19 protein-coding genes are annotated in these 21,440 nt (G+C 58.9%); 7 read left to right on the top strand and 12 right to left on the bottom strand.

What is annotated here, in order from left to right:
• Positions 1 to 243 precede the first annotated feature (243 nt).
• Entirely contained in the window at positions 244 to 1,365 is a 1,122-nt protein-coding gene (locus tag IC37_RS15080) for an RHS repeat-associated core domain-containing protein (protein ID WP_081729326.1), read from the bottom strand.
• A gap of 275 nt (positions 1,366 to 1,640) precedes the next feature.
• Between IC37_RS15080 and IC37_RS15075 the strand changes: the two genes are divergently transcribed.
• Complete coding sequence (locus IC37_RS15075; RefSeq protein ID WP_030129946.1) at positions 1,641 to 2,237, top strand: DUF2780 domain-containing protein; 597 nt, start codon at positions 1,641 to 1,643, stop codon at positions 2,235 to 2,237.
• 1 nt (position 2,238) lies between these two features.
• Here IC37_RS15075 and IC37_RS15070 read toward each other — a convergent pair whose 3' ends face one another.
• Positions 2,239 to 3,123 carry an acyltransferase gene (locus IC37_RS15070; RefSeq protein ID WP_030129947.1) on the bottom strand — a complete coding sequence of 295 codons (885 nt, stop codon included), beginning with the start codon at positions 3,121 to 3,123 and terminating at the stop codon, positions 2,239 to 2,241.
• Positions 3,124 to 3,405: 282 nt separating this feature from the next.
• Here IC37_RS15070 and IC37_RS15065 point away from each other — a divergent pair, with 282 nt between their 5' ends.
• Positions 3,406 to 3,912 (top strand): ATP-dependent zinc protease, encoded by a 507-nt coding sequence (locus tag IC37_RS15065; protein ID WP_030129948.1) that lies wholly within the window; start codon positions 3,406 to 3,408, stop codon positions 3,910 to 3,912.
• Between the two features lie 57 nt (positions 3,913 to 3,969).
• Here the strand turns inward: IC37_RS15065 and IC37_RS30975 are convergent, their stop codons facing one another.
• The gene (locus IC37_RS30975) at positions 3,970 to 4,770 is read right to left on the bottom strand and encodes an RHS repeat-associated core domain-containing protein (RefSeq protein ID WP_371916326.1); all 801 of its coding nucleotides are present in this window, start codon (positions 4,768 to 4,770) and stop codon (positions 3,970 to 3,972) included.
• A gap of 178 nt (positions 4,771 to 4,948) precedes the next feature.
• On the opposite strand from IC37_RS30975, the gene creB reads away from it, so the two are divergent.
• From creB to creD, 3 genes are all read left to right on the top strand, one after another.
• The gene (gene creB, locus IC37_RS15055; RefSeq protein WP_030129950.1) at positions 4,949 to 5,629 is read left to right on the top strand and encodes a two-component system response regulator CreB; all 681 of its coding nucleotides are present in this window, start codon (positions 4,949 to 4,951) and stop codon (positions 5,627 to 5,629) included.
• Positions 5,629 to 7,047 (top strand): two-component system sensor histidine kinase CreC, encoded by a 1,419-nt coding sequence (gene creC, locus IC37_RS15050; RefSeq protein ID WP_030129951.1) that lies wholly within the window; start codon positions 5,629 to 5,631, stop codon positions 7,045 to 7,047. The genes creB and creC overlap by 1 nt, the downstream gene beginning before the upstream one ends.
• 218 nt (positions 7,048 to 7,265) lie before the next feature.
• On the top strand, positions 7,266 to 8,636 hold the full coding sequence (creD, locus tag IC37_RS15045; RefSeq protein ID WP_030129952.1) for a cell envelope integrity protein CreD: 1,371 nt from the start codon (positions 7,266 to 7,268) through the stop codon (positions 8,634 to 8,636).
• A gap of 226 nt (positions 8,637 to 8,862) precedes the next feature.
• Here the strand turns inward: creD and IC37_RS15035 are convergent, their stop codons facing one another.
• The 8 genes from IC37_RS15035 to IC37_RS15000 form a co-directional block, all read right to left on the bottom strand.
• Positions 8,863 to 9,492: a glutathione S-transferase gene (locus IC37_RS15035; protein ID WP_030129954.1), complete on the bottom strand. Its 630-nt coding sequence runs from the start codon at positions 9,490 to 9,492 to the stop codon at positions 8,863 to 8,865.
• A 166-nt stretch (positions 9,493 to 9,658) separates the two neighbouring features.
• Positions 9,659 to 9,838 carry a hypothetical protein gene (locus IC37_RS15030; protein WP_030129955.1) on the bottom strand — a complete coding sequence of 60 codons (180 nt, stop codon included), beginning with the start codon at positions 9,836 to 9,838 and terminating at the stop codon, positions 9,659 to 9,661.
• Positions 9,835 to 10,965, bottom strand: coding sequence for a PepSY domain-containing protein (locus IC37_RS15025; protein ID WP_030129956.1), 1,131 nt, complete (start codon positions 10,963 to 10,965; stop codon positions 9,835 to 9,837). Before IC37_RS15025 ends, IC37_RS15030 begins: the two co-directional genes overlap by 4 nt.
• A gap of 69 nt (positions 10,966 to 11,034) precedes the next feature.
• Positions 11,035 to 13,473, bottom strand: coding sequence for a TonB-dependent siderophore receptor (locus IC37_RS15020; protein WP_030129957.1), 2,439 nt, complete (start codon positions 13,471 to 13,473; stop codon positions 11,035 to 11,037).
• A gap of 256 nt (positions 13,474 to 13,729) precedes the next feature.
• The gene (locus IC37_RS15015) at positions 13,730 to 14,701 is read right to left on the bottom strand and encodes a FecR domain-containing protein (protein WP_030129958.1); all 972 of its coding nucleotides are present in this window, start codon (positions 14,699 to 14,701) and stop codon (positions 13,730 to 13,732) included.
• Positions 14,698 to 15,216, bottom strand: coding sequence for an RNA polymerase sigma factor (locus tag IC37_RS15010; protein WP_030129959.1), 519 nt, complete (start codon positions 15,214 to 15,216; stop codon positions 14,698 to 14,700). The genes IC37_RS15015 and IC37_RS15010 overlap by 4 nt, the downstream gene beginning before the upstream one ends.
• 275 nt (positions 15,217 to 15,491) lie before the next feature.
• On the bottom strand, positions 15,492 to 16,199 hold the full coding sequence (locus IC37_RS15005; RefSeq protein ID WP_030129960.1) for a PolC-type DNA polymerase III: 708 nt from the start codon (positions 16,197 to 16,199) through the stop codon (positions 15,492 to 15,494).
• Positions 16,196 to 18,136 (bottom strand): putative nucleotidyltransferase substrate binding domain-containing protein, encoded by a 1,941-nt coding sequence (locus IC37_RS15000; protein WP_030129961.1) that lies wholly within the window; start codon positions 18,134 to 18,136, stop codon positions 16,196 to 16,198. The genes IC37_RS15005 and IC37_RS15000 overlap by 4 nt, the downstream gene beginning before the upstream one ends.
• Before the next feature lie 252 nt (positions 18,137 to 18,388).
• Between IC37_RS15000 and IC37_RS14995 the strand changes: the two genes are divergently transcribed.
• Complete coding sequence (locus IC37_RS14995; protein ID WP_030129962.1) at positions 18,389 to 18,841, top strand: response regulator; 453 nt, start codon at positions 18,389 to 18,391, stop codon at positions 18,839 to 18,841.
• A gap of 169 nt (positions 18,842 to 19,010) precedes the next feature.
• On the opposite strand, the gene IC37_RS14990 is transcribed toward IC37_RS14995, so the two are convergent.
• Entirely contained in the window at positions 19,011 to 21,188 is a 2,178-nt protein-coding gene (locus tag IC37_RS14990) for a malate synthase G (protein WP_030129963.1), read from the bottom strand.
• Between IC37_RS14990 and IC37_RS29340 the strand changes: the two genes are divergently transcribed.
• Positions 21,171 to 21,437, top strand: coding sequence for a hypothetical protein (locus IC37_RS29340; RefSeq protein ID WP_131816009.1), 267 nt, complete (start codon positions 21,171 to 21,173; stop codon positions 21,435 to 21,437). The two genes, IC37_RS14990 and IC37_RS29340, sit on opposite strands and share 18 nt — an antisense overlap.
• The last annotated feature ends 3 nt before the right edge of the window (positions 21,438 to 21,440 follow it).

Below are 21,440 nucleotides of genomic sequence, written 5' to 3'. Positions count from 1 at the left end.
CCGCCCCCGATATGCTTTTTCAGGAAAAATCGGAGAGGCGACAACTATCCTGACACCGGGGGAAAATATCCGTTTTGTTTTGGGTGGCCGCTAAAGTTTTAAGTCTCGGATGCTGTTTCGTCTACTGTCAGAAGTTACAGGTTGTGTTATCAAGCCAGGTGTTTCAGATGGGCGGTTGACTTTCCAATACACGTTCCGAGGATCCGGGTGCAGTGGATGCAACTACGAAAATGGGGGTGATCACTAGGGCGTGAACCTGATTGATCTAAAATTGTGGGGTGTGAGTAGATTTTTCGGTGTTTTTCGAATCGAGTGTGCTTGCTGATGGAATTTATTGACAAACTCGTAAGGCTCTAGTGGGAATTGAGTTTTAACAGCGCTGAAAAGTTTTTCCATTGTCTCTGGTCGAGGGTGGGCGGTAATTTCGCCTATATAGCCTTTGGTTGGTGTTTTGCTTAGTTTTGAAAACGTTGCAGCAAAGGAGCTGCTTCCTCCATGTCCAGAGAAGCATGCAAGAACCCGAATATTGTCGATTTGGTTGAAGTCTATGCCTCGTTTTATGGAGTCCAGGTAAAGCTGTTCGGCGTTCCATACTTCTCCGTTAACACCTATCCTGGACGCTGTGTCAATCGCGGTCTCTTCACCGTGTGCGGAAAAATTCAGACGTCGCTTACCCTTGTGAATATCTTCGAAAGAAAATGCTTCTTTACCAATCCTGCGAATATTTGTCATTAGCCCGCTTTTGGGATTGTGATGAGCCGCGGTCGATAATCCTGGTTGGGATCTTCGGTCCATACCTCCAATCAGTTTCAAGTTGGCCTTGATCAACCCCCAACTCCTTCCTGTCGAATCGCTTCGGCTAATGGGCTCTCCCTCGCAATACGCATACGCATTCAGTCCACCCTTCCCAAACGGACTCCAACTGTCCGGGCTGTTAAACCGCATCAACACCGGGTTAAACGCCCGATAACCATTCCCCAGCAAATAATGCTCGGTCACCGGGTCCGGTTGTTCGCCGTTGAAGCCGATCAGGCTGAGCAAGCCGCTCTCCGGTGGACGATGGCCGTAAGGTGTGTAGGTCAAAGGATAGGGGTGATTCGCAGCGAGCCCGTTCAACACCGAGCGCTGTTGATCAGTGGCGAGCAGACAGGTTTCCACGGTGCCGCTCTGGCGCTGGTGCTGAGCCAGCAGTTGATCATCGTGCTGCATGATTGAGCGCTGCATCGCGCCGAAGATTTCGGTGGCCAGCCGATCTTTCTGGTAGAAGCGCTGGAGATTGCCTCGCGTTGTGGGTGTGCTCGCGGCCAGTCGATCCAGTGGATCGTAGTGGTAGCGGCAGAGCAGGGTTTCGCGATTGGGCTGCATGGTCTGAGTCCCCTGAATGGGCCATCGATTCAGGGTTTCACTGTGGCGGATTCCCTGAGCGCTGCCTACTAGCAGAACTGATAGGGTCGCAATCTCGCGGCCGAGCGATCCATTGGCGAGGGAGCAAGTCCTTCGCAACAAAGGCTCGTCTCATGACGGTGGGATCCAGATAAAAATGCCTGCGCAGCCGAGGAACATGCCGGTGGATGTTGGGTCAAATCGGCAGTTTTACCGCCTCTTACCGGGTGGTTTTCATGTCGCAAGAGGATGTCTGGATGAACGTTTCACGCGGTTTTGCACTGGCATCGCTCATGGCTGTCGCTTCGTTTACAACGCTGGCCACCAGCCCGGCCTTTGCACAGTTCAGCCTCAGCGATGCGGCCAATGCGGTTGCGGCGATGCAGGGCAACGAGGGGGACGAGGGCGATGGCGCCGTGGCGGCGGCACCCAAGGCTGCCGGTTTGCTCAATACCCTGGGCTCGCAGCTTAACGTCACGCCGGAGCAGGCCGTGGGTGGTGCCGGTGCGATGTTGGGGTTGGCCAGGAACCAACTCAGCGGCGAAGACTTTTCCGAGCTGAGTAAAAACGTGCCGGGCCTCAGTCAGATTGCCGGTAACAGCGCCATCGGTGGCTTGAACGGATTGGGTGGGCTGCTCGGTGCGGGATCGGACAAGAATGCTTTGCTCGATGGCTTGCTGGGTAACGTCAAGGACACCAACGACCTGAACAACGCCTTCAGTGCGCTGGGCATGGACAGTGGCATGATCGGCCTGTTTGCCCCGGTGATTCTGCAATACCTCGGTCAGCAAGGCGTCGCCGGTTCGCTGCTGCAAAACCTTGGCGGGATCTGGGGCGCCGGCACCGGTAGCTGAGTCAGCCCTCGGCGCGCAATGTCTTGATGCGCTGGTCCTTTTCGATCCAGAGCTGGTTGACCCAGTTCTGGACCGTTTCGCGGAACGCCGGATCGTTTTCGTAATCGCCTTGCCACAGCGCCGGGTCCAGTTCGCGGGTCTGGATGTCGATGATCACCCTGGGCACGTTGCCGCTGATCAGATCCCAGAACCCCGGAATCTTCTGCTGTGGATACACCACTGTCACATCGAGAACGGCGTCCAGCTGTTCGCCCATCGCTGCCAGCACGAAAGCCACGCCACCCGCCTTGGGCTTGAGCAGGTGGGTGAAGGGTGACTGCTGCTGGGCGCTTTTCGTTGTGGTGTATCGAGTGCCTTCCAGATAATTGACCACCGTCACTGGCTGACGCTTGTACAGTTCGCAGGCTTGTTTGGTGATCTCCAGGTCCTTGCCGGCCAGCTCCGGGTTCTTTGCCAGAAACGCCTTGGTGTAGCGCTTCATGAACGGATAGTCCAACGCCCACCAGGCCAGGCCCAGGAACGGCACCCAGATCAGTTCTTTCTTGAGGAAAAACTTGAAGAACGGTGTGCGTCGGTTAAGCGTCTGGATCAGCGCCGGGATATCGACCCAGGACTGATGGTTGCCGATCACCAGGTACGAGGTGTCGCCGCGCAGATCATCGCCGCCGCGAATGTCCCATTGCGTGGGGATGCATAGACGGAAGATCAGCTTGTCAATTTCGGCCCAGGTTTCGGCGATCCACATCACTGCTTCCGAGGCGTCATCGCGATAGCGCCCGGGCAGAAGCAGTTTGAGCAATGCGAACACCATCAAAGGCCCGAACAGGACCAGGGTGTTGAGCAACAGCAGCAGGGTAACGAAACAGCCGGTGAGCAGGCGGCGCATAAGCAACTCTTGAAAGCGTGTGGGCGCGCCATGATAAGCAGCTTCGCACGGCAGGCCAAATCGGTGGTGACGAATGTTTCACGTTTGCCTCGATATGCTTGAGTGAAGAGGCCGCTGAGGTTATGTGGTGTTTGTTCTGGCCTCTTCGCGGGCAAGCCCGCTCCTATAGGATTTGTGCAGAACTTGTGGGAGCGGGCTTGTCCGCGACGCGATCTCAAGACGAACGAATTCAAAGGCCGCTGTCTAAAATCCCGCTGCCCACTCTTCAAGGAAGCCCCATACGTGAAATCTCTCCTTGCACTGCTTTCCCTCGTGGCCCTGCCGGTCCTGGCCGCCGAGCCGACCCTGTACGGGCGTTACGAATACATCGCGCTGCCGGAAATCGGCGGCGAAGTCCTCAAGGCGAAAATGGACACCGGGGCTCTGACCGCATCGCTGTCGGCCAAGGACATCGAAACCTTCACCCGTGATGGTGATGAATGGGTGCGTTTCCGTCTCGCCACCAAAGATGCAAGTAACAAGGTCTACGAACACAAGGTCGCGCGGATCAGCAAGATCAAGACCCGCTCTGAAGAAGATGAGGATGACAGCGAAACGGCCGCACCCTCCAAGCGTCCGGTGGTTGATCTGGAACTGTGTTTGGGCAACGTCAAGCGCACGGTTGAGGTGAACCTCACAGATCGCAGTAGCTTTAATTATCCACTGCTGATCGGCGCGAAGGCGTTGCGTGAGTTTGGGGCGGCGGTGAACCCGGCGAGAAGGTTTACGGCGGATAAGCCGGATTGTTAATTAGATACAGCCTCCCAGAGATTGAAGCAGCAGTGTTCCCAAGTGAGTTAACTGCTGTTACTTCCTTATGTCCGCGACTTTTTTCCATCCCCCGTCAGGCATCTCTACCAGAGGCTCGAATTCATGTATCACCGGGGAGTCTGCGAAGGCTATTTTTGAGATGCGTTCGGAAGGGAGGGGCGCGTCAATTTTATTGTGATGTTCTATGGCGAGCCTGGAGTATGCTTTTCTGGATGGGAGGTAATTGTTTTCGATTTTAATGTGTGACTGGCTTCTGTAAGTAGTGGTGTTGGGATAGTGCTCAAGGTTGAAAGCATGATCCTGGCGAGCCTGCTCCAGGTGATTTTGTATCTCAAGAATTTTATTGGGCCTTCCATCCTCTGGAATGAGTGAATTGAGATTTTCTCGGGTATTTATCTGAGCGGGTTGCGTAAGTGGCGCGTTCCTATTCGCTGTGGTTGGTTTCAAAGTGGGACGTTTCATCCATCCACGTGCGATTAGAAACTTTTTCAACCAGCCAACATGTCCACTGGGGTCTGACCTGTTTGCCGGGTCACCCGCGCAATACGCATAAGCATTCAACCCACCCTCCCCAAACGGACTCCAACTATCCGGACTGTTAAACCGCATCAACACCGGATTGAACTGCCGATACCCATTCCCCAAATGATAATGCCCGGTCACCGGATCCGGCAGTTCGCCGTTGAAACCCAGCAGACTGAGCAAGCCACTCTGGTGGGGGCGATGGCCATAGGGTGTGTAGGCGATGGGATGAGGACGGCTCGCCTCAAGGGCGTTCAACACAGAGTTTTGCTGGTCGGTTGCAAGTAGGATCGTTTTACTGGAATGCGTAGGCATTGGCTTTTTCCTGCGCCAGACCCCGGAAAAGAAGGATCAGCATCAACGCTTTTTCAGCCATTGCCTACTATCAAAACTGCTAGGTACTACAGACCGGACCGCTGATTTACCCTTGCCGATTGACGCCGAATCCCCCTTGGTTCACCGTTCGCCCATTCAACTGCCGGGCTCGGACGCCATGCCTCATATCCTGATTGTCGAAGACGAAGCCGCGATCGCCGATACCCTGATTTTCGCCTTGCAAGGCGAAGGGTTCACCACCACGTGGCTGAGCCTCGGCGCCGCCGCGCTTGAACATCAGCGCAAGACGCCGGCCGATTTGATCATCCTCGATATCGGCCTGCCGGACATCAGCGGTTTCGAAACCTGCAAGCAGCTGCGCCGTTTCAGTGAAGTGCCTGTGATGTTCCTCAGCGCACGCGATGGCGAAATCGACCGCGTGGTCGGTCTGGAGATCGGTGCCGACGATTACGTGGTCAAACCGTTCAGCCCCCGGGAAGTGGCGGCGCGGGTCAGGGCAATTCTCAAACGCATGGCGCCACGACCGGTGGCGGAGGCGGCGTCCGCGCTGTTTCGCATCGACAGCGAACGGGTGCAGATCAGCTATCGCAGTCAGCCGTTGAGCCTGACTCGCCATGAGTTTCGTTTGCTGCAATGCCTGCTTGAGCAACCCGAGCGAGTCTTCAGCCGCGAGCAATTGCTCGATGCGCTGGGCGTGGCCGCCGATGCCGGCTATGAGCGCAGCATCGACAGCCACATCAAGAGCGTGCGCGCAAAGTTGCGTCTGGTGAAGGCCGACGCCGAGCCAATCCAGACCCACCGCGGCCTCGGTTACAGCTACAGCCCGGGGCACAGCTGATGTCACTGGGGATCCGGATATTTCTGGTCTACGTGCTGTTCATCGGCCTGACCGGCTATTTCGTGCTTAACACCGTAATGGAAGAAATCCGCCCCGGCGTGCGTCAGTCCACCGAAGAAACCCTGGTGGACACCGCCAACCTGATGGCTGAGATCCTGCTTGACGACTTCAAGACCGGCACCCTCAGCCAGAATCGCTGGCCCGAGCTGCTCAAGGCTTATGGCGAACGGCAACCGAAGGCGAATATCTGGGGCCTGCCGAAGAATCAGGTCAACCACCGCATTTACGTCACCGATGCCAAGGGCATTGTGGTGCTGGACTCCAGCGGTATTGCGGTGGGCCAGGACTACTCGCGCTGGAATGATGTCTACCTGACCTTGCGCGGCGAATACGGCGCACGTTCGACGCGCAGCAACCCGGATGATTCGAATTCGTCGGTGATGCACGTCGGAGCGCCGATTCGCGACAACGGCCAGATCATCGGCGTGGTGACGGTGGCCAAACCCAACAGCTCGCTGCAACCTTACGTTGATCGCACCGAACGGCGATTGCTGGCGTATGGCGCCGGGCTGATTGGCCTTGGTCTGCTGTTCGGCGCGTTGTTGTCGTGGTGGCTGAGCGCGGCGCTGCGGCGGTTGACGACGTATGCCCAGGCAGTCAGCGAAGGCCGGCGGGTCGAGGTGCCGCATTATCGGGGCGGCGAGTTGGAACAACTGGCCACGGCGGTGGAGCAGATGCGCACTCAGCTTGAGGGCAAAGCCTACGTCGAGCGTTATGTGCACACCCTGACCCATGAATTGAAAAGCCCGCTGGCGGCGATTCGTGGGGCGGCGGAGTTACTGCAAGGTGAGATGCCGCTGGCTCAGCAGCAGCGTTTCGTCAGCAACATCGACAGCGAAAGTGCGCGCCTGCAGCAGTTGATTGAACGACTGTTGAACCTGGCGCAGGTCGAACAGCGTCAAGGGCTGGAAGAGCGGGTGGCGGTGCCGTTGGCGGGTTTGGTAGAGGGACTGTTGAGCGCGCAGGCTGCTCGAATCGAAGGCAAGCAGTTGCGTGTAGAACAGCGGATTGCAGCGGATCTGAACCTGCTCGGCGAGCCGTTTCTGTTGCGCCAGGCGCTGGGTAATCTGCTGGAGAATGCCTTGGATTTCACCCCGGCTCAGGGCTTGCTGCGACTCAGCGCCGAACGAATCGATGAGTACATTGAATTCAGGCTATTCAACCAGGCCGAGGCGATTCCCGACTATGCATTGCCGCGCTTGAGCGAGCGCTTCTACTCACTGCCGCGTCCGGACAGTGGGCGTAAAAGTACCGGGCTGGGGCTTAACTTCGTTGAAGAGGTGGTCAAGTTGCATGGCGGGGTGATGAGTATCGGTAATGTTGACGGCGGTGTAGAGGTCACGTTGCGCCTGCCTTAGGATCGAGTCGTGGCATTCGCGAGCAAGTCGGATCGCCGCACCGCCGCTCCCACACTGGATCTCCTGTGAACACAAAAAAGGTGCACATCGCCGATTAACTGTGGGAGCGGGCTTGCTCGCGAAGGGGCCGGCCCAGTCTCCACAAAATCTCCACATTCCCCCCATAAATCCCCCACACACCGACCCCAGACTTTCCCCATCCAAACAGGGAGAGTCCCATGAACCGTAGCCTGACCCTAAAACTCGGGGCGATTGCCCTTTTGATTCTGTTGCTGCTGATCCCGTTGCTGATGATCAATGGCGTGATCCAGGAGCGGCAGCAACTGCGCGACGGTGTGCTCGAAGACATCGCCCGCAGCTCCAGTTACAGCCAGCAACTGAGCGGCCCGCTGATGGTGGTGCCCTATCGCAAAACAGTGCGCATCTGGAAAACCAACGAAAAAACCAATCAGCGTTACCAGGACGTCGGCGAGGAGCGCGGGCGTTTGTATTTCTTGCCGGAGCGCTTCGAACTGGACGGCCAGGTCCAGACCGAACTGCGTGCCCGGGGTATCTACGAAGCCCGGCTGTTCCACGTCGATAACCGCATCAGCGGGCATTTCTCGGTCCCGGCGCAACTGGGCATCAAGGAGGACTTCGCCGATTACCGCTTTGACCAACCGTTCCTGGCCGTCGGCATCAGCGACATTCGCGGCATCGAAAATGCCCTGAAACTCGAACTCAATGGCCAGAGCCTGGACTTTGTACCGGGTAGCCAAGTGGGCTGGTTGGGCGAGGGTGTGCATGTGACGCTGCCAGTGCTGGATACCAGACAGGCCACGGAGCTGGCGTTCGGTTTCGACTTGCGCCTGCAAGGCACCGGCCAGTTGCAGATTCTTCCGGTGGGCAAGACCAGCAAGGTTTCACTGGCCGCCAATTGGCCTCACCCCAGCTTCATCGGTAACTACCTGCCGGCCCAGCGTGAAATTACCGATCAGGGCTTCACGGCCAATTGGCAGACCTCATTTTTCTCCACCAACCTGCAAGAAGCGTTGAACAGTTGCGTGTCTGGCGGTCATTGCGACGCGTTCAGCGGTCGCAGTTTCGGCGTGAGCTTCATCGACCCGGTGGACCAGTACCTGAAAAGCGACCGGGCAATCAAATACGCGTTGTTGTTCATCGTCCTGACCTTCGCCGGTTTCTTCCTCTTCGAAGTGTTGAAAAGCCTGGCGGTACACCCGGTGCAATATGCGCTGGTGGGTGTGGCGCTAGCGTTTTTCTACCTGTTGTTGCTGTCGCTGTCCGAACACATCGGCTTTGCCCTGGCATATCTGCTGTCGGCGAGTGGCTGTGTATTGTTGATCGGTTTCTATGTCTGCCATGTGCTGCGCAGCGTGCATCACGGTTTGAGTTTTTCGGCAGGATTGGCGGCGTTGTATGGCTTGCTCTACGGCTTGCTGAGCGCCGAGGATTACGGGCTGTTGATGGGCTCGCTGCTGTTGTTCGGGCTGCTGGGCGTGTTCATGGTGCTGACCCGCAAGCTGGACTGGTACGGGCTCGGGCAGAAAACCGCGAAGCCTTTGGCCTTTGACATTGGAGCGGTGGAATGAGCCGGTCGTTGGGGTTGCGCGAGGATCAGCGGGTGGGGGAGGTGTTGGCGACGCGGATTGCCGGGTTGTTTCCGTTAGATCCGGTGTGGTGCATTCGCGAGCAAGTCGGATCGCCGCACCGCCGCTCCCACATTGGCTCTGTGTTGTTACAAATATGGAGTGAACAACACAAACCCCCTGTGGGAGCGGGCTTGCTCGCGAAGAGGCCGGTACAGCCGGCGAATATCTAAACCTTCGGCATCGTCGCAATCATCGAAGGCCGCTGACTCACCTCAAAATACCACTCTGCCAGCTTCGGATTCTCTTTGCGCCATTCCAGATCCGGATGGCGCAGATCCAGGTAACCCAAGGCACAGGCAACACTGATCGCCGCGACATCGAAATGGCTGGTCAGCTCGGCAATCGCGTCGGCCTCCAGCAGCGCCAAGGCGCGACGAATCTTGTCGAGCTGACTGTCGAGCCACTCGTCCCAGTGTTTTTCCGGTGTGCGCAGGGCCACTTCATAGCGAACCATCACCGCGGCATCCATGATCCCGTCGGCCAGAGAAGCCAGGGTCAAGCGCCGCCAGCGTGCCGAACCGTCGCGAGGAATCAGCGGATTGCCGACGTGCTGATGATCGAGATAGTCGAGGATCACCCGGCTGTCGTACAACACATTGCCATCGGCCAGGCGCAGGGCTGGAATCTTGCCCAGCGGGTTGTCTTCGTTGAGGGCCAGATCCGGGCTGACCGGCGTGAGCTGGCTGGCTTGTAGCGCGACACGGTTGGTTTGACCGGTTTCGTGCAGCAGCACCATGACTTTGCGAACGAAGGGCGACGCGGGGTTGTGGAACAAGGTCATGCTGGGGACGGACATGGCAACGATCTCGATCGTGGGCAGTGTCGGCAGCATATCGCTTTAGTGCTTGACTGTGGGAGCGGGCTTGCTCGCGAAAGCGGTGTATCAGTAGGCATTTATGTCGCCTGACACCCCGCTTTCGCGAGCAAGCCCGCTCCCACATTTTCTACAGGTTTTGTGCTGTTCAATGGCGTTGCAGCAGCCCGCGCAAGGCGAGGACCGCGGGGATGCCCAGGCCGAGCCAACTCAATGCATCCCACGCGCCATCGCCCAATAACGCAGCGAACAGTCCCGCGGCGCTGAGCAGGGCGATGACGGTGGGCGTGGCGAAAACCTTCCAGAAATTCGACTGTCTCGGTCTCATGCCGGGCACTCCGCGTTTTCGAGTACAGGTTTCGCGACTTTGCGCCGCACCCCCCACAAATAAACCCCGCTGACGAGCACGATAATGGTCAGCACATCGAGGGTCGCCCAGAGGATTTTCATCGGCATGCCGCCATAGTCACCGAAGTGCAGCGGCTGCGACATGCCCATGGCGTCCATGTACCACGGTCGCTCGGCCACTGCCGTGACTTGCAGAGTGCTGGCGTCGATCAACACCGGCGTCAGCAGGTGCGAGGTCAGGTGAGTGCTGCCTTTCATGAACACGGCGTAATGGTGTTCGCTGGAAAACCGCGTGCCGGGGAAGGCGATGAAGTCGGGCTGCATGCCCGGCGCGACTTCTTTGGCGATGTCGAGCAGGCGGGTCGCGGGCGCCAATTGAGTCAGCGGCGGCGCTTCGCGATAAGGCGCAATCATCGCGCTCAGGCTGTCGTTGCGCCATGCGGCGATCAGCAAGTCGGCGCAGGCACTGATCACGCCGGTTACACCGACCACCAACGCCCAGGTCAGGGTCACTACGCCGATCAGGTTATGCAAGTCGAGCCAACGCAGGCGGGTGGATTTGTCGTGGCGCACGGTGGCGAACTTCAAACGCCGCATGAAGGGCAGGTACAGCACCGTTCCGGAGACGATCGCCAGCACAAACACAATTCCCATGAATGCCAGCAGCAACTTGCCCGGCAGACCGGCGAACATATCGACGTGCAGGCGCAGCATGACCATCATCAGCCCGCCATTGGCCGATGGCATTTCCAATGCTTCGCCGGTGCGAGCGTCGAGCATGAAGGTGTGCGACGAGTTCGGCTCGGTGCCAGCGGTGGGCGCCATGATTGCGATCACGCCGTTAGGGTCTTCTTCGTCATAGCCGAAATACTGCATGACTTCGCCGGGACGATGTTTCTCCGCCGCGTCCACCAACTGCTGCAAATTCAGCTGTGGGGTATCGGCCGGCATCGATTTCAACTCGGCGGCATCGCCCAGCAGGTGGTCGATTTCGTGATGGAAGATCAACGGCAGGCCGGTGAGGGCCAGCATCAGCAGGAAGACCGTGCAGATCAGGCTGGTCCAGGTGTGAACGAATGACCAGCGGCGGATGGTTTTGCTTTTCATGATTCATCCAAATGCAAAAGGGCCACGGCTATGCCGTGACCCTTGTTGTGTCGCGATGGGGTCAATCGGTTACCACTTGTAATTCACGCTGGCGACCACGTTGCGTTCGTCGCCGTAGTAACAGTAGAAACCGTCACAGGTGGACAGGTAGTCCTTGTTGAACAAGTTTTTGGCGTCTACCGCCACCGACACACCCTTGAGCGAGCGGTTCAAACGGCCGAGATCGTAATGCGCCGAGGCGTCATACACGGTGTAGGAGCCGACGTGGCCCCAATCGGTGTTGGTGGTATTGCCGTAGGTGTCGCCGACATAACGCACGCCGGCGCCCACGCCGAAACCTTCGAGCAGGCCATTGTGCCAGGTGTAGTCAGCCCACGCGGTGGCCTGGTTGCGCGGCACCTGGGCCATGCGCTTGCCGTTTTCGGCGCTGGCGCCTTTGGTGATTTCGCTGTCGTTGTAGGTGTACGAGCCGATCAGCTTGAGGTTGTCGGTGATGTCGCCGCTGGCCTCCAGTTCCAGGCCGCGCACCCGAACTTCACCGACCTGGCGGGTTATGCCGCCTTCGGTGACCGACAGGTTTTCCTGAGTCAGGTCAAACACGGCAGCGGTCAGCAGTGTTTTGGTACCGGGTGGCTGGTATTTGATCCCGGCTTCGTACTGTTTGCCTTCGGTAGGCTTGAACGAATCGGTGCTGTTGACCACGGTGCCGGTCGCGGGCTGGAAAGATTCCGCATACGACAGGTAGGGCGTCACGCCATTGTCGAAGACATAGCTGAGCGCTGCGTTGCCGCTGAATTTCTTGTCGCGCTGAGTGTTGGTCGCATCGTTCTGATTGTGGAATACCGTGCCGGTGTGGACCCAGTCTTCACGACCGCCAAGGGTCAGGCGCCAGTTGTCCAGGGCGATCTGGTCCTGAGCATAGAGACCTGTTTGTTGGGTTTTCTGGTTGTAGTCGTACATCGTGAAATAGGTGACGTTGGAAAAGTCCTGCCCGTACACCGGCCGGTTGATGTTGCTGGACGGCACGCCCGCCGAACCCCACAACCAGCGGGAATTGCTGTTGGAACGCTGATGGTCCAGGCCCAGCAGCAAGGTGTGGCTCAGAGCCCCAGTCTGGAAGTCGGCCTGGAAATTGTTATCCACGGCGAATTGGCTGATGTCTTCATCGACCTTGCCGGCGGTGCGCTGAACGGTTCCGTCATCGCTGACCGCTTCATCCGGGCCCGCCGGCCAGATCTGCCCGCCGGCGGTGATGCCTTGGAGTTCCAGGTCATTCTTGGTGTAGCGCAGGTTCTGGCGGAACTGCCAGGTGTCGTTGAAGCGGTGTTCGAAGGCATAACCCAGCGCGTAATAGGTACGATCGTAGAATTCCCAGTCCGGATCGCCAAGGTTCTTGTGATGGGAAATCTTGCCGGCGGGCGTACTCAGTTTTGTGCCTTGCAGCGGCAGAAACTGCCCGGTGATGCCGGTGTCGTCGCGGGTGTACTGCGACAGCAACGTCAGTCGGGTGTCATCGTTGATGTTCCACGTCAGGCTGGGTGCCAGGTTATAGCGTTTGTCGGGGATGTGATCGACCGGTGCATTGCTGTCGCGAACTACACCGCTGACGCGATAGAGAAACTGGCCTTCGTCGTCGATCTTGCCGGTGCTGTCGAAGTTGATCTGCTTATGCTCGTTACTGCCGGCCTGCAGTTCCACTTCGTGGCTGCTTTGTGCCTCGGGGCGGCGGCTGACCATGTCCAGCAGACCGCCGGGCGGTGTCTGGCCGTAGACCGAGGACGCCGGGCCACGCAGGACGGCGATGCGTTCAAGGTTCCACGGTTCGATTTTCGGCGTGGCGTAGTTGCCTTTTGGCAGCGGCAAACCATCGAGGAACTGAGTCGGTATAAAACCGCGCACCAGCAGCCAATCATTGCGCGAGTCCGAGCCATAACCGCTGCTCTGTACACCGGCGGTGTAGCGCAGGGCATCGTTGAGGCTGAGCACGGAGCGATCATCCATCTGCTCGCGGGTGACCACCGAGACTGAGCGAGGGAGTTCGGCAATCGCGGTGTCGGTCTTGGTGCCAGCGGCAGTGCGAGTGACCAGGTAGCCTTCAGTCGGGCCCCAGGCGCTTTCGGTATTTCCTGCGCCGATGATCGCGGTTTCCGGCAGGGCCATCACGCCTTCGGGCACGGCCACCAGGCTGTAGGTGCCGGTGCTGCTCTGTTCCAGTTGCAGACCGGTGCCGCGCAAGGCTTCACGCAGGGCGCCGGTGGCGTCGAACTGGCCCTTCACCGGGGCCGAAGTCTTGCCCGCCGCCAGCGACGGATTCAGCGACAGCGCCAGACCGGCCTGGCTGGCGATCTGGTTCAGCGAGCTGGCCAATGGCGCAGCCGGCAGGTTGTAGGCGCGAACGCTGGACGCCTGTTCGGCGGCAATCAGTGGACCGCTGGCCAAAGGGGCACAAAGGGCAATGGCGACCGCCAGAAAACGGGGGCGCAACACGGTGTCTAGCGAACGGGACATACAGCGGCTCCTGAATGGAAATATTTCTCAATTGCCTAGGTGCCGGACGAGAATCAAAAAGTGATAGGGCAAGATGAAAATAATTTCGATTCAGCCATTTCTAATGTGGAGTGAGGGCTTGCCCTAATGCCAGCCAATTATGCGCAATCCATGTGGGAGCGGGCTTGCTCGCGAAGAGGGCGTGTCAGTCGACATTAATGTTGCCAGGGACACCGCTTTCGCGAGCAAGCCCGCTCCCACAGGATCTGCGCTGAATTCAGGGCTTGGCCTCAGCCTTCACCACCGTTACCCACCATGGCGTGTGCTGTTCGATCTGCACCGGCAGGGTCGGTAAAAGTGCACTCAGCGCCTTGTCGGTATCGTTCAGCGGGAAGCTGCCGGTGATGCGCAGGTCGGCAACCTCCGGTGTGACGCCAAGATGCCCGCGACGATAACGGCCGAGCTCGTGGACCAAGTCCTCCAGCCGCGCGTTGTCCACCACCAGCATGCCCCGTGTCCAGGCATCGGCGCCGAGGTTGAGGGCGATGATCGGGCCCAGGCCATTGCTGCGCATCAGCACTTGCTGGCCTTCGAGCAGGATCTGTTCCTCGGGGCTCGATTCGGGATGGGCGGCGACCGCTGATTTCAATACGCTCAAGCGCGTGCCTTCTTCTTCACGCTTGACCAGGAACTTCGTTCCCAATGCGCGCATGCTGCCTTCGCGGGTCTCGACGATAAACGGCCGGGCATCGCCATGGCCGGTTTCGACGAGAATTTCCCCTTCCTGAAGGACGATCAGTCGCTGCTTCTCATCGAAGCGCACATCCACCGCGCTGTGGGTGTTGAGGTTGATCAGCGTGCCGTCGGTCAGGCGCAGGGTGCGCTGCTCGCCGGTGGCGGTGCGCTGGTCGGCCAGCCAATAGTTGATGGGCAGATAGCGATCACCGACGAACAGCGCCAGGCCGATCACCGCGACGATGCTGGCCAGGCCGCTACCCAGTTTGCGCACCCGACGCCGAATGCTTTCGCGCGATTGCAGCAAGGCGGTGCGGGCCGGGCCGCTGGCGACGCTGAAACGCTGGTCGAGCATGCCCAACTGACGCCAGGCCCGAGCATGTTCTTCGTGGGCGGCGTGCCATTTGGCGAACTCTTCGCGCTCGACCGAGTTGCCGGAATCCAGCGACAGTTGCCAGGCAATCGCGGCATCCAGCACCTGCGCCGACACGGGTTTGGAGTTGACCGGGCTCATACCGGCTCACCGTACAACGCGATGTAGCACTGACGAATGCCCTGCGCCAGGTATTGGCGAACACGCGGCACCGACACCCCCAGACGCTCGGCGATTTCTGCATGGCCGAGGCCGTCGAGACGGTTATAGAGAAACGCCGCCCGGGCCTTGCTCGAGAGTTTGCCTAACAAGTGGTCGATGGCTTTGAGGTCTTCGAGGATCAGTTGCTGTTCTTCCACCGACGGTTGTTCGCCTTCGGGGATCAGCATCAATTCGGTGAGGTAGGCCTGTTCCAGCGCGGCGCGGCGGAAGTAGTCGAACAGCAGGCCCTTGGCGATCGCCACCAGAAACGCCCGGGGTTCGCGAGGCGCCTTCAGTTCGTCACGGCCCAGCAAGCGCACGAAGGTGTCCTGGCTCAGGTCTTCGGCCCGTTGCGGGCAGGCCACGTTGCGCCGCAGCCAGGCCAATAGCCAACTGCGATGGTCGCGATACAACGCACCAACGAGCTCACTTTGGGGGCTTTGGACTGACGACACGCAGCAATTACCGAATGGGAAGTGTTAAGTAACGAGAATTGTTCGCGATTGTGGCAGAGGCGGGGGAGGTAAGCAATTGGCGCTGGTCGGGTGGTTTCGAACACAAAGTCCGAAGGCGAACACTAACCTGTGGCGAGGGAGCTTGCTCCCGCTCGGCTGCGAAGCAGTCGCAAAATCAGCGAACACAGTGTGTCTGGGGAAATGTGGTGAATGGTTTTAGGGGCGCTGCGCGCCCCAGCGGGAGCAAGCTCCCTCGCCACAGAGATTTGTGCAGCCTAGAAAGACGGAGCCTGCCGCCGCCGTTTCCACTGACTCAGCCGCTGCTGCAAATTCAACGGGCTATGAATCTGCTGCTGCCGCGCCCGGCTGAACAAAATCAGCACCAGCTCTGCCGTCGCCAACGCATCGGCACTGGCGTTATGCCGTTCGAAGACCTCCAGCTTGAACCAGTCGATCCACTCGTCCAGTCCGGCCTCGCGAAAGTGCGCCTGCGGGCACAGCAGCGGCGCAATGTCTGCCACGTCCAGAAACGGATGCTGCAACTTGTAACCCAGATGCTCTTTCAGTGCGCGCCCCAACATGTGTTGATCGAACGGCGCATGAAACGCCAACACCGGACTGTCGCCGACGAACTCCATGAATTCGACCAAGGCCTGCGCGGGGTCGCTGCCGGCGGCAATCGCGCTGGGGCCCAGACCGTGAATCAACACGCTGGGGCCGAGTTTGAGTTCGGTGCATTGCAGCGTGCGTTCGAATTGTTGGCTGAAATCGATCGCCCCGTCCTCGATCACCACCGCGCCGATGGACAATAGCTGGTCTTTGTTCAGGTTCAGCCCGGTGGTTTCCAGGTCGAGTACCACCCAGCGTTGCTCGCGCAGGCTGCAGTCGCCCAACTCGGCCACGGCAGGCAAGTGCTCCAGACGTTGTTGCAGTTCGCCGGGCAAAACGGGACTTGTCGGGCGCAGCCATGAAAACAGGCTCATAGCTGATATCGCAGGGTCAGGCTGCTTTGCAGGCGTTGTGCCTGGCGCAGGGATTCGCGCAGGATGCGTCGGTCCAGATGATTGAGGCTGTCGGGATCGACGCGGTTGGAGTAGGGCAAATTCTCACGGGTCTGTAGCTGATGTTGCTGCATGCGGGTTTGCTGGATGAAGTGATACGCCTCTTCATAGGCTGCGCCGTCCAACCGTTCGATGACCTCTTTGGCCACTAATTGGCGAAATCGCTCCAGGGTATTGTTGGCGTCGATGCCGTGGGCCAGGGCCAGCACCCGAGCGCCATCGACGAAAGGGGTCAGGCCTTGGAGTTTCAGGTCGAGGGTGGCTTTCTCGCCATTCTTGCGAGCCAGCACGAATTCGCGGAAACGTCCCACGGGCGGTCGGTTGCGCAGGGCGTTCTCGGCCATCATCCGCTGGAACAAGCGGTTGTCGCCGACCTGATCGAGAATCCCCCGGCGCAATTGCTCGCAGCCTTGCTCATCGCCCCAGACCACGCGCAGGTCGAAGTAGATGCTGGAGCTCAACAGATTTTCCGGTGTCGCCTCGCGGATAAACGCCGCAAAGCGTCGCGCCCATTCGGCCCGGGACAAACACAGCTCGGGGTTGCCGGCCATGATGTTGCCTTTGCACAGGGTGAAGCCGCACAGGGCCAGATTCTGATTGATCTGCTGGGCGATGGGCAGCAACTTGCCGCGAATCTCGGCGGCGTGAGCCGCATCGCGGGCTTCGAACAGAATGCCGTTGTCCTGATCGGTGTGCAGCGTCTGTTCGCGACGGCCTTCGCTGCCGAAACACAGCCAACTGAACGGCACGCCAGGGTCACCTTTCTCGGCGAGCACCAGTTCGATCACCCGGCACACGGTGTGGTCGTTGAGCAGGGTGATGATGTGGGTGATCTGGGTCGAGGACGCGCCGTGGGCCAGCATCCGCTCCACCAATTGGCCGATTTCGCCGCGCATCGCCACCAGGTTTTCCAGCTTCTGGGCACTGCGAATAGTCCGCGCCAGATGCACCAGATCGACCCGTTGCAGGGAAAACAGGTCGCGTTCCGAGACCACACCGCACAGACGCTGATCCTTGACCAGGCAGACGTGGGCGATGTGGCGCTCGGTCATGGCAATCGCGGCGTCGAAGGCGCTGTGGTCCGGTGTCAGGTAAAACGGCGCCCGGGTCATGTGCCCTTCGATGGCTTCATTGAAGTCGTTGGTGCCGTTGGCCACCACATGTCGCAAGTCGCGCAGGGTGAAAATGCCCAGCGGCGCTTTTTGCTCATCAACCACCACAATGCTGCCGACTTGCTGATCGTGCATCAGCGTCACGGCTTCACGCAGAGGGGTGATCGGACTGCAGGTTACCGGGTGACGCATGGCCAGTTCGCCCAGCCGGGTATTGAGCGAGTACTGGGTGCCGAGGGTTTCCACGGCTTTTTGCTGGACTTGCTGGTTGACCTGATCCAGCAAACTGCTGACACCGCGTAGGGAAAAGTCGCGAAACGGGCTGGAAAGTGCGAACAGTTTGATGAACGCCAGCTTATTCAGCTGTAGGCAAAAGGTATCTTCGGCCGCCAGATGTTCGGTGCGAGTCGCCCGTTCTCCCAGTAGCGCGGCGAGGGGGAAACACTCGCCGGTGGTGATTTCGAAGGTGGTTTCGGTCCCGCCCTTGGCCGTGTGCGGACGTTCGCCCACCACCCGGCCCTGTTTGACGATGTAAAAATGCTCAACCGGGCCATCGGCGGGTTTGATGATGCTTTCGCCGGGGGCATAAAAACGCAGCTGACATTGCTCGACCAGATAGGCCAGGTGGGCGTTTTCCATCTGATTGAACGGCGGGAAGCGCTGGAGGAATTGCAAAGTGCCCTGGATGTTCTGCAACACCGCGGTTTTCCCTGCCTGGGTGAAGGCGTCCGCTTTACTCATAACCATTACCGCAGTCTTTTTCGAATTGTTGTGTCGGATTGTTCCAGCCATGGTCGGCCCGTAAGAGCAGGGTTCCCATTGGACGTAAGTCTAGGTAGGCAATGCCGCGGCCGTAATATGGGAAATGTCTGACACAATTGCGGGAAAAACCTCCTACATTGTCTATTGGAAATGTTTCCGACGAAGTGCACATTGAAGCTCTGCTGAGCGATGTCTGACCACTGTGTCAGGGATCGAATCGAAAACGTTGAGAAAACCATGTCCGACCACGATATTTTGAGTGATGCCGAGCGCGAAGCGCTCAGTGCTGTCATGTTGGAACCAGACTTGCCGCCGCAGCGGGTGCTGATCGTCGATGACGATAAGGACTCCAGGGAACTGCTGTCGGAAATTCTGGGGCTGGATGGCATTCACTGCATGACGGCGGCCAGCGGCGAAACGGCGCTCAAATTGCTGGAGACGAAGTCATCGATCGGGCTGGTGATTACCGATCTGCGGATGGGGCACGTCGATGGCCTGGAACTGATCCGCCAGGTGCGGGAATCGGCCCGTGCGGCGCTGCCGATCATCATCGTTTCCGGCGACGCCGACGTGAAGGATGCGATCGAAGCCATGCACCTGCACGTAGTGGACTTTCTGCTCAAACCCATCGATAGCGGCAAACTGCTTGAATTGGTCAAGCATGAGCTGGGGATGGAGTCTTTGCCGTGACCGTTCCCATGCTCCGCGTGGGAATGCCTCCATGGACGCTCTGCGTCCGTTTTGGGACGCGGAGCGTCCCGGGCTGCATTCCCACGCGGAGCATGGGAACGATCAATCTGAAGCAAAAAAGCCCTGATCTTTCGATCAGGGCTTTTTCATTTCCGGCGTCAGCGTTTACTCAAAGGCCATTGGCAGCCTTGAACTCGCGACGACGACGGTGCAGAACCGGCTCGGTATAGCCGTTCGGCTGTTTGGTGCCTTCTACCACCAGTTCGACCGCCGCCTGGAAGGCGATGTTGCTGTCGAAGTTCGGTGCCAGCGGGCGGTACAGCGGGTCGTTGGCGTTCTGACGGTCAACCACCGGTGCCATGCGCTTGAGGCTTTCCATCACCTGATCTTCAGTGACGATGCCGTGGCGCAGCCAGTTGGCGATGTGCTGGCTGGAAATACGCAGCGTCGCACGGTCTTCCATCAGGCCGACGTCATTGATGTCCGGCACTTTCGAGCAACCCACGCCCTGGTCGATCCAGCGCACTACATAACCGAGAATGCCCTGGGCATTGTTGTCCAGTTCGTTCTTGATCTGCTCTGCGGTCCAGTCTGGATTGACGGCCAACGGGATGGTCAGGATGTCGTCCACCGAAGCGCGCGCACGTTTGGCCAGTTCGGCCTGACGGGCGAATACATCGACCTTGTGATAGTGCAACGCGTGCAACGCGGCGGCAGTCGGCGATGGAACCCAGGCGGTGTTGGCACCGGCCATCGGGTGAGCGATTTTTTGTTCGAGCATCGCTGCCATCAGGTCCGGCATGGCCCACATGCCTTTACCGATCTGGGCACGACCTTGCAGGCCAGTGCTCAGGCCGATGTCGACGTTCCAGTTCTCATAGGCGCCGATCCATTTTTCAGCCTTCATGTCGGCCTTACGCACCATCGGGCCGGCTTCCATGGAGGTGTGGATTTCATCGCCCGTGCGGTCGAGGAAACCGGTGTTGATGAACACCACGCGCTCGCTGGCGGCCTTGATGCAGGCCTTGAGGTTGACCGTGGTACGGCGCTCCTCGTCCATGATCCCGACTTTGAGGGTGTTGCGCGGCAAGTCGAGGACGTCTTCGATGCGGCCGAACAGCTCGTTGGTGAACGCGGCTTCTTCCGGGCCGTGCATCTTCGGCTTCACGATATAGACCGAGCCGGTACGGCTGTTCTTGCGCGAGCTGTTGCCGTTGAGGCTGTGGATCGCCGCGAGGCAAGTCACCAGACCATCGAGAATACCTTCCGGCACTTCGTTGCCGTCTTTATCGAGGATCGCGTCGATAGTCATCAGGTGACCAACGTTGCGCACGAACAACAGCGAGCGACCGTGCAGGCTCAGTTCGCTGCCATCGAGGGCAGTGTAAGTGCGATCGGCGTTCATGGTGCGGGTAAAGGTCTGACCGCCCTTGGCGACTTCTTCCGACAGATCACCCTTCATCAGGCCGAGCCAGTTGCGGTAGATCACCACTTTGTCATCGGCATCGACGGCGGCGACCGAGTCTTCGCAGTCCATGATGGTGGTCAGCGCGGCTTCCATCAGAATGTCTTTGATACCGGCAGCGTCGGTCTGGCCGACCGGGGTGCTGGCGTCGATCTGGATTTCGAAGTGCAGGCCATTATTCTTTAGCAGGATCGCGGTCGGTGCGGCTGCATCGCCGTGGAAACCGATCAGTTGGGCATCGTCGCGCAGGCCGGTGTTGCTGCCGCCTTTGAGGGCAACCACCAGTTTGCCATCAACGATCTTGTAACCGGTGGAATCGACGTGAGTGCCGGCAGCCAGTGGCGCGGCTTCGTCGAGGAAGGCGCGGGCGAAGGCGATGACCTTGTCGCCGCGAACCTTGTTGTAGCCTTTGCCTTTTTCCGCGCCGTCCGCTTCGCTGATGGCGTCGGTGCCGTAGAGCGCGTCATACAGCGAACCCCAGCGGGCGTTCGAGGCGTTGAGCGCGAAGCGCGCGTTCATCACCGGCACCACCAGTTGTGGACCGGCCATGCGGGCGATTTCGTCATCGACGTTTTGTGTCGTTGCCTGGAAATCGGCCGCTTCTGGCAGCAGATAACCGATGTCTTGCAGGAAGGCTTTGTAGGCCACCGCATCGTGCGCAACACCTGCACGAGCCTGGTGCCAGGCATCGATACGTGCCTGGAAATCATCGCGTTTGGCGAGTAGGGCTTTGTTCTTCGGCGCCAGGTCATGGATGACCTTGTCGGCACCGGCCCAGAACTTGTCGGCGGTGAGGCCGGTACCGGGAATGGCTTCGTTGTTCACGAAGTCGAACAGGACTTTGGCGACCTGCAGGCCACCGACTTGAACGTGTTCAGTCATTGCTTGCCTCACTCTGCTCAGCTATTTCGCTTTTCAGCTCTTCAATTTAACAATGAAGCCTCTGGCCATTTAAACCACAAACCCATCTACCAGTACATGCCATTGCTGGCGGCTGGGTTCGATCCGATCAACGGCTTTGCGGCCTTGCTGACAGGGCTTTCAGGGGTTGCGACGGCACCTGCGGCAGACATCGATCCAGCGTTATGTAGTGCGCGCTGCGGCATACTACATGATGAATTGCGGTTGTGAAAA

Source organism: Pseudomonas sp. QTF5, assembly GCF_000512695.2.
Taxonomy (GTDB): Bacteria; Pseudomonadota; Gammaproteobacteria; order Pseudomonadales; family Pseudomonadaceae; genus Aquipseudomonas.
The sequence above is the reverse complement of the archived record's forward strand: the minus strand, read 5'-3'. Positions and strand labels throughout refer to the sequence as shown.

Excerpts from the sequence above, each read along its gene's own strand:
- IC37_RS30975 (WP_371916326.1), bottom strand. The coding sequence starts at position 4,770 with ATGCCTACGCATTCCAGTAAAACGATCCTACTTGCAACCGACCAGCAA.
- IC37_RS15075 (WP_030129946.1), top strand. The coding sequence starts at position 1,641 with ATGAACGTTTCACGCGGTTTTGCACTGGCATCGCTCATGGCTGTCGCT.
- IC37_RS15080 (WP_081729326.1), bottom strand. The coding sequence starts at position 1,365 with ATGCAGCCCAATCGCGAAACCCTGCTCTGCCGCTACCACTACGATCCA.
- IC37_RS14995 (WP_030129962.1), top strand. The coding sequence starts at position 18,389 with ATGTCCGACCACGATATTTTGAGTGATGCCGAGCGCGAAGCGCTCAGT.
- IC37_RS15005 (WP_030129960.1), bottom strand. The coding sequence starts at position 16,199 with ATGAGCCTGTTTTCATGGCTGCGCCCGACAAGTCCCGTTTTGCCCGGC.
- IC37_RS15000 (WP_030129961.1), bottom strand. The coding sequence starts at position 18,136 with ATGGTTATGAGTAAAGCGGACGCCTTCACCCAGGCAGGGAAAACCGCG.
- creD (WP_030129952.1), top strand. The coding sequence starts at position 7,266 with ATGAACCGTAGCCTGACCCTAAAACTCGGGGCGATTGCCCTTTTGATT.
- IC37_RS15015 (WP_030129958.1), bottom strand. The coding sequence starts at position 14,701 with ATGAGCCCGGTCAACTCCAAACCCGTGTCGGCGCAGGTGCTGGATGCC.
- IC37_RS15030 (WP_030129955.1), bottom strand. The coding sequence starts at position 9,838 with ATGAGACCGAGACAGTCGAATTTCTGGAAGGTTTTCGCCACGCCCACC.
- creB (WP_030129950.1), top strand. The coding sequence starts at position 4,949 with ATGCCTCATATCCTGATTGTCGAAGACGAAGCCGCGATCGCCGATACC.
- IC37_RS15070 (WP_030129947.1), bottom strand. The coding sequence starts at position 3,123 with ATGCGCCGCCTGCTCACCGGCTGTTTCGTTACCCTGCTGCTGTTGCTC.
- IC37_RS15025 (WP_030129956.1), bottom strand. The coding sequence starts at position 10,965 with ATGAAAAGCAAAACCATCCGCCGCTGGTCATTCGTTCACACCTGGACC.
- IC37_RS15035 (WP_030129954.1), bottom strand. The coding sequence starts at position 9,492 with ATGTCCGTCCCCAGCATGACCTTGTTCCACAACCCCGCGTCGCCCTTC.
- creC (WP_030129951.1), top strand. The coding sequence starts at position 5,629 with ATGTCACTGGGGATCCGGATATTTCTGGTCTACGTGCTGTTCATCGGC.
- IC37_RS15020 (WP_030129957.1), bottom strand. The coding sequence starts at position 13,473 with ATGTCCCGTTCGCTAGACACCGTGTTGCGCCCCCGTTTTCTGGCGGTC.
- IC37_RS14990 (WP_030129963.1), bottom strand. The coding sequence starts at position 21,188 with ATGACTGAACACGTTCAAGTCGGTGGCCTGCAGGTCGCCAAAGTCCTG.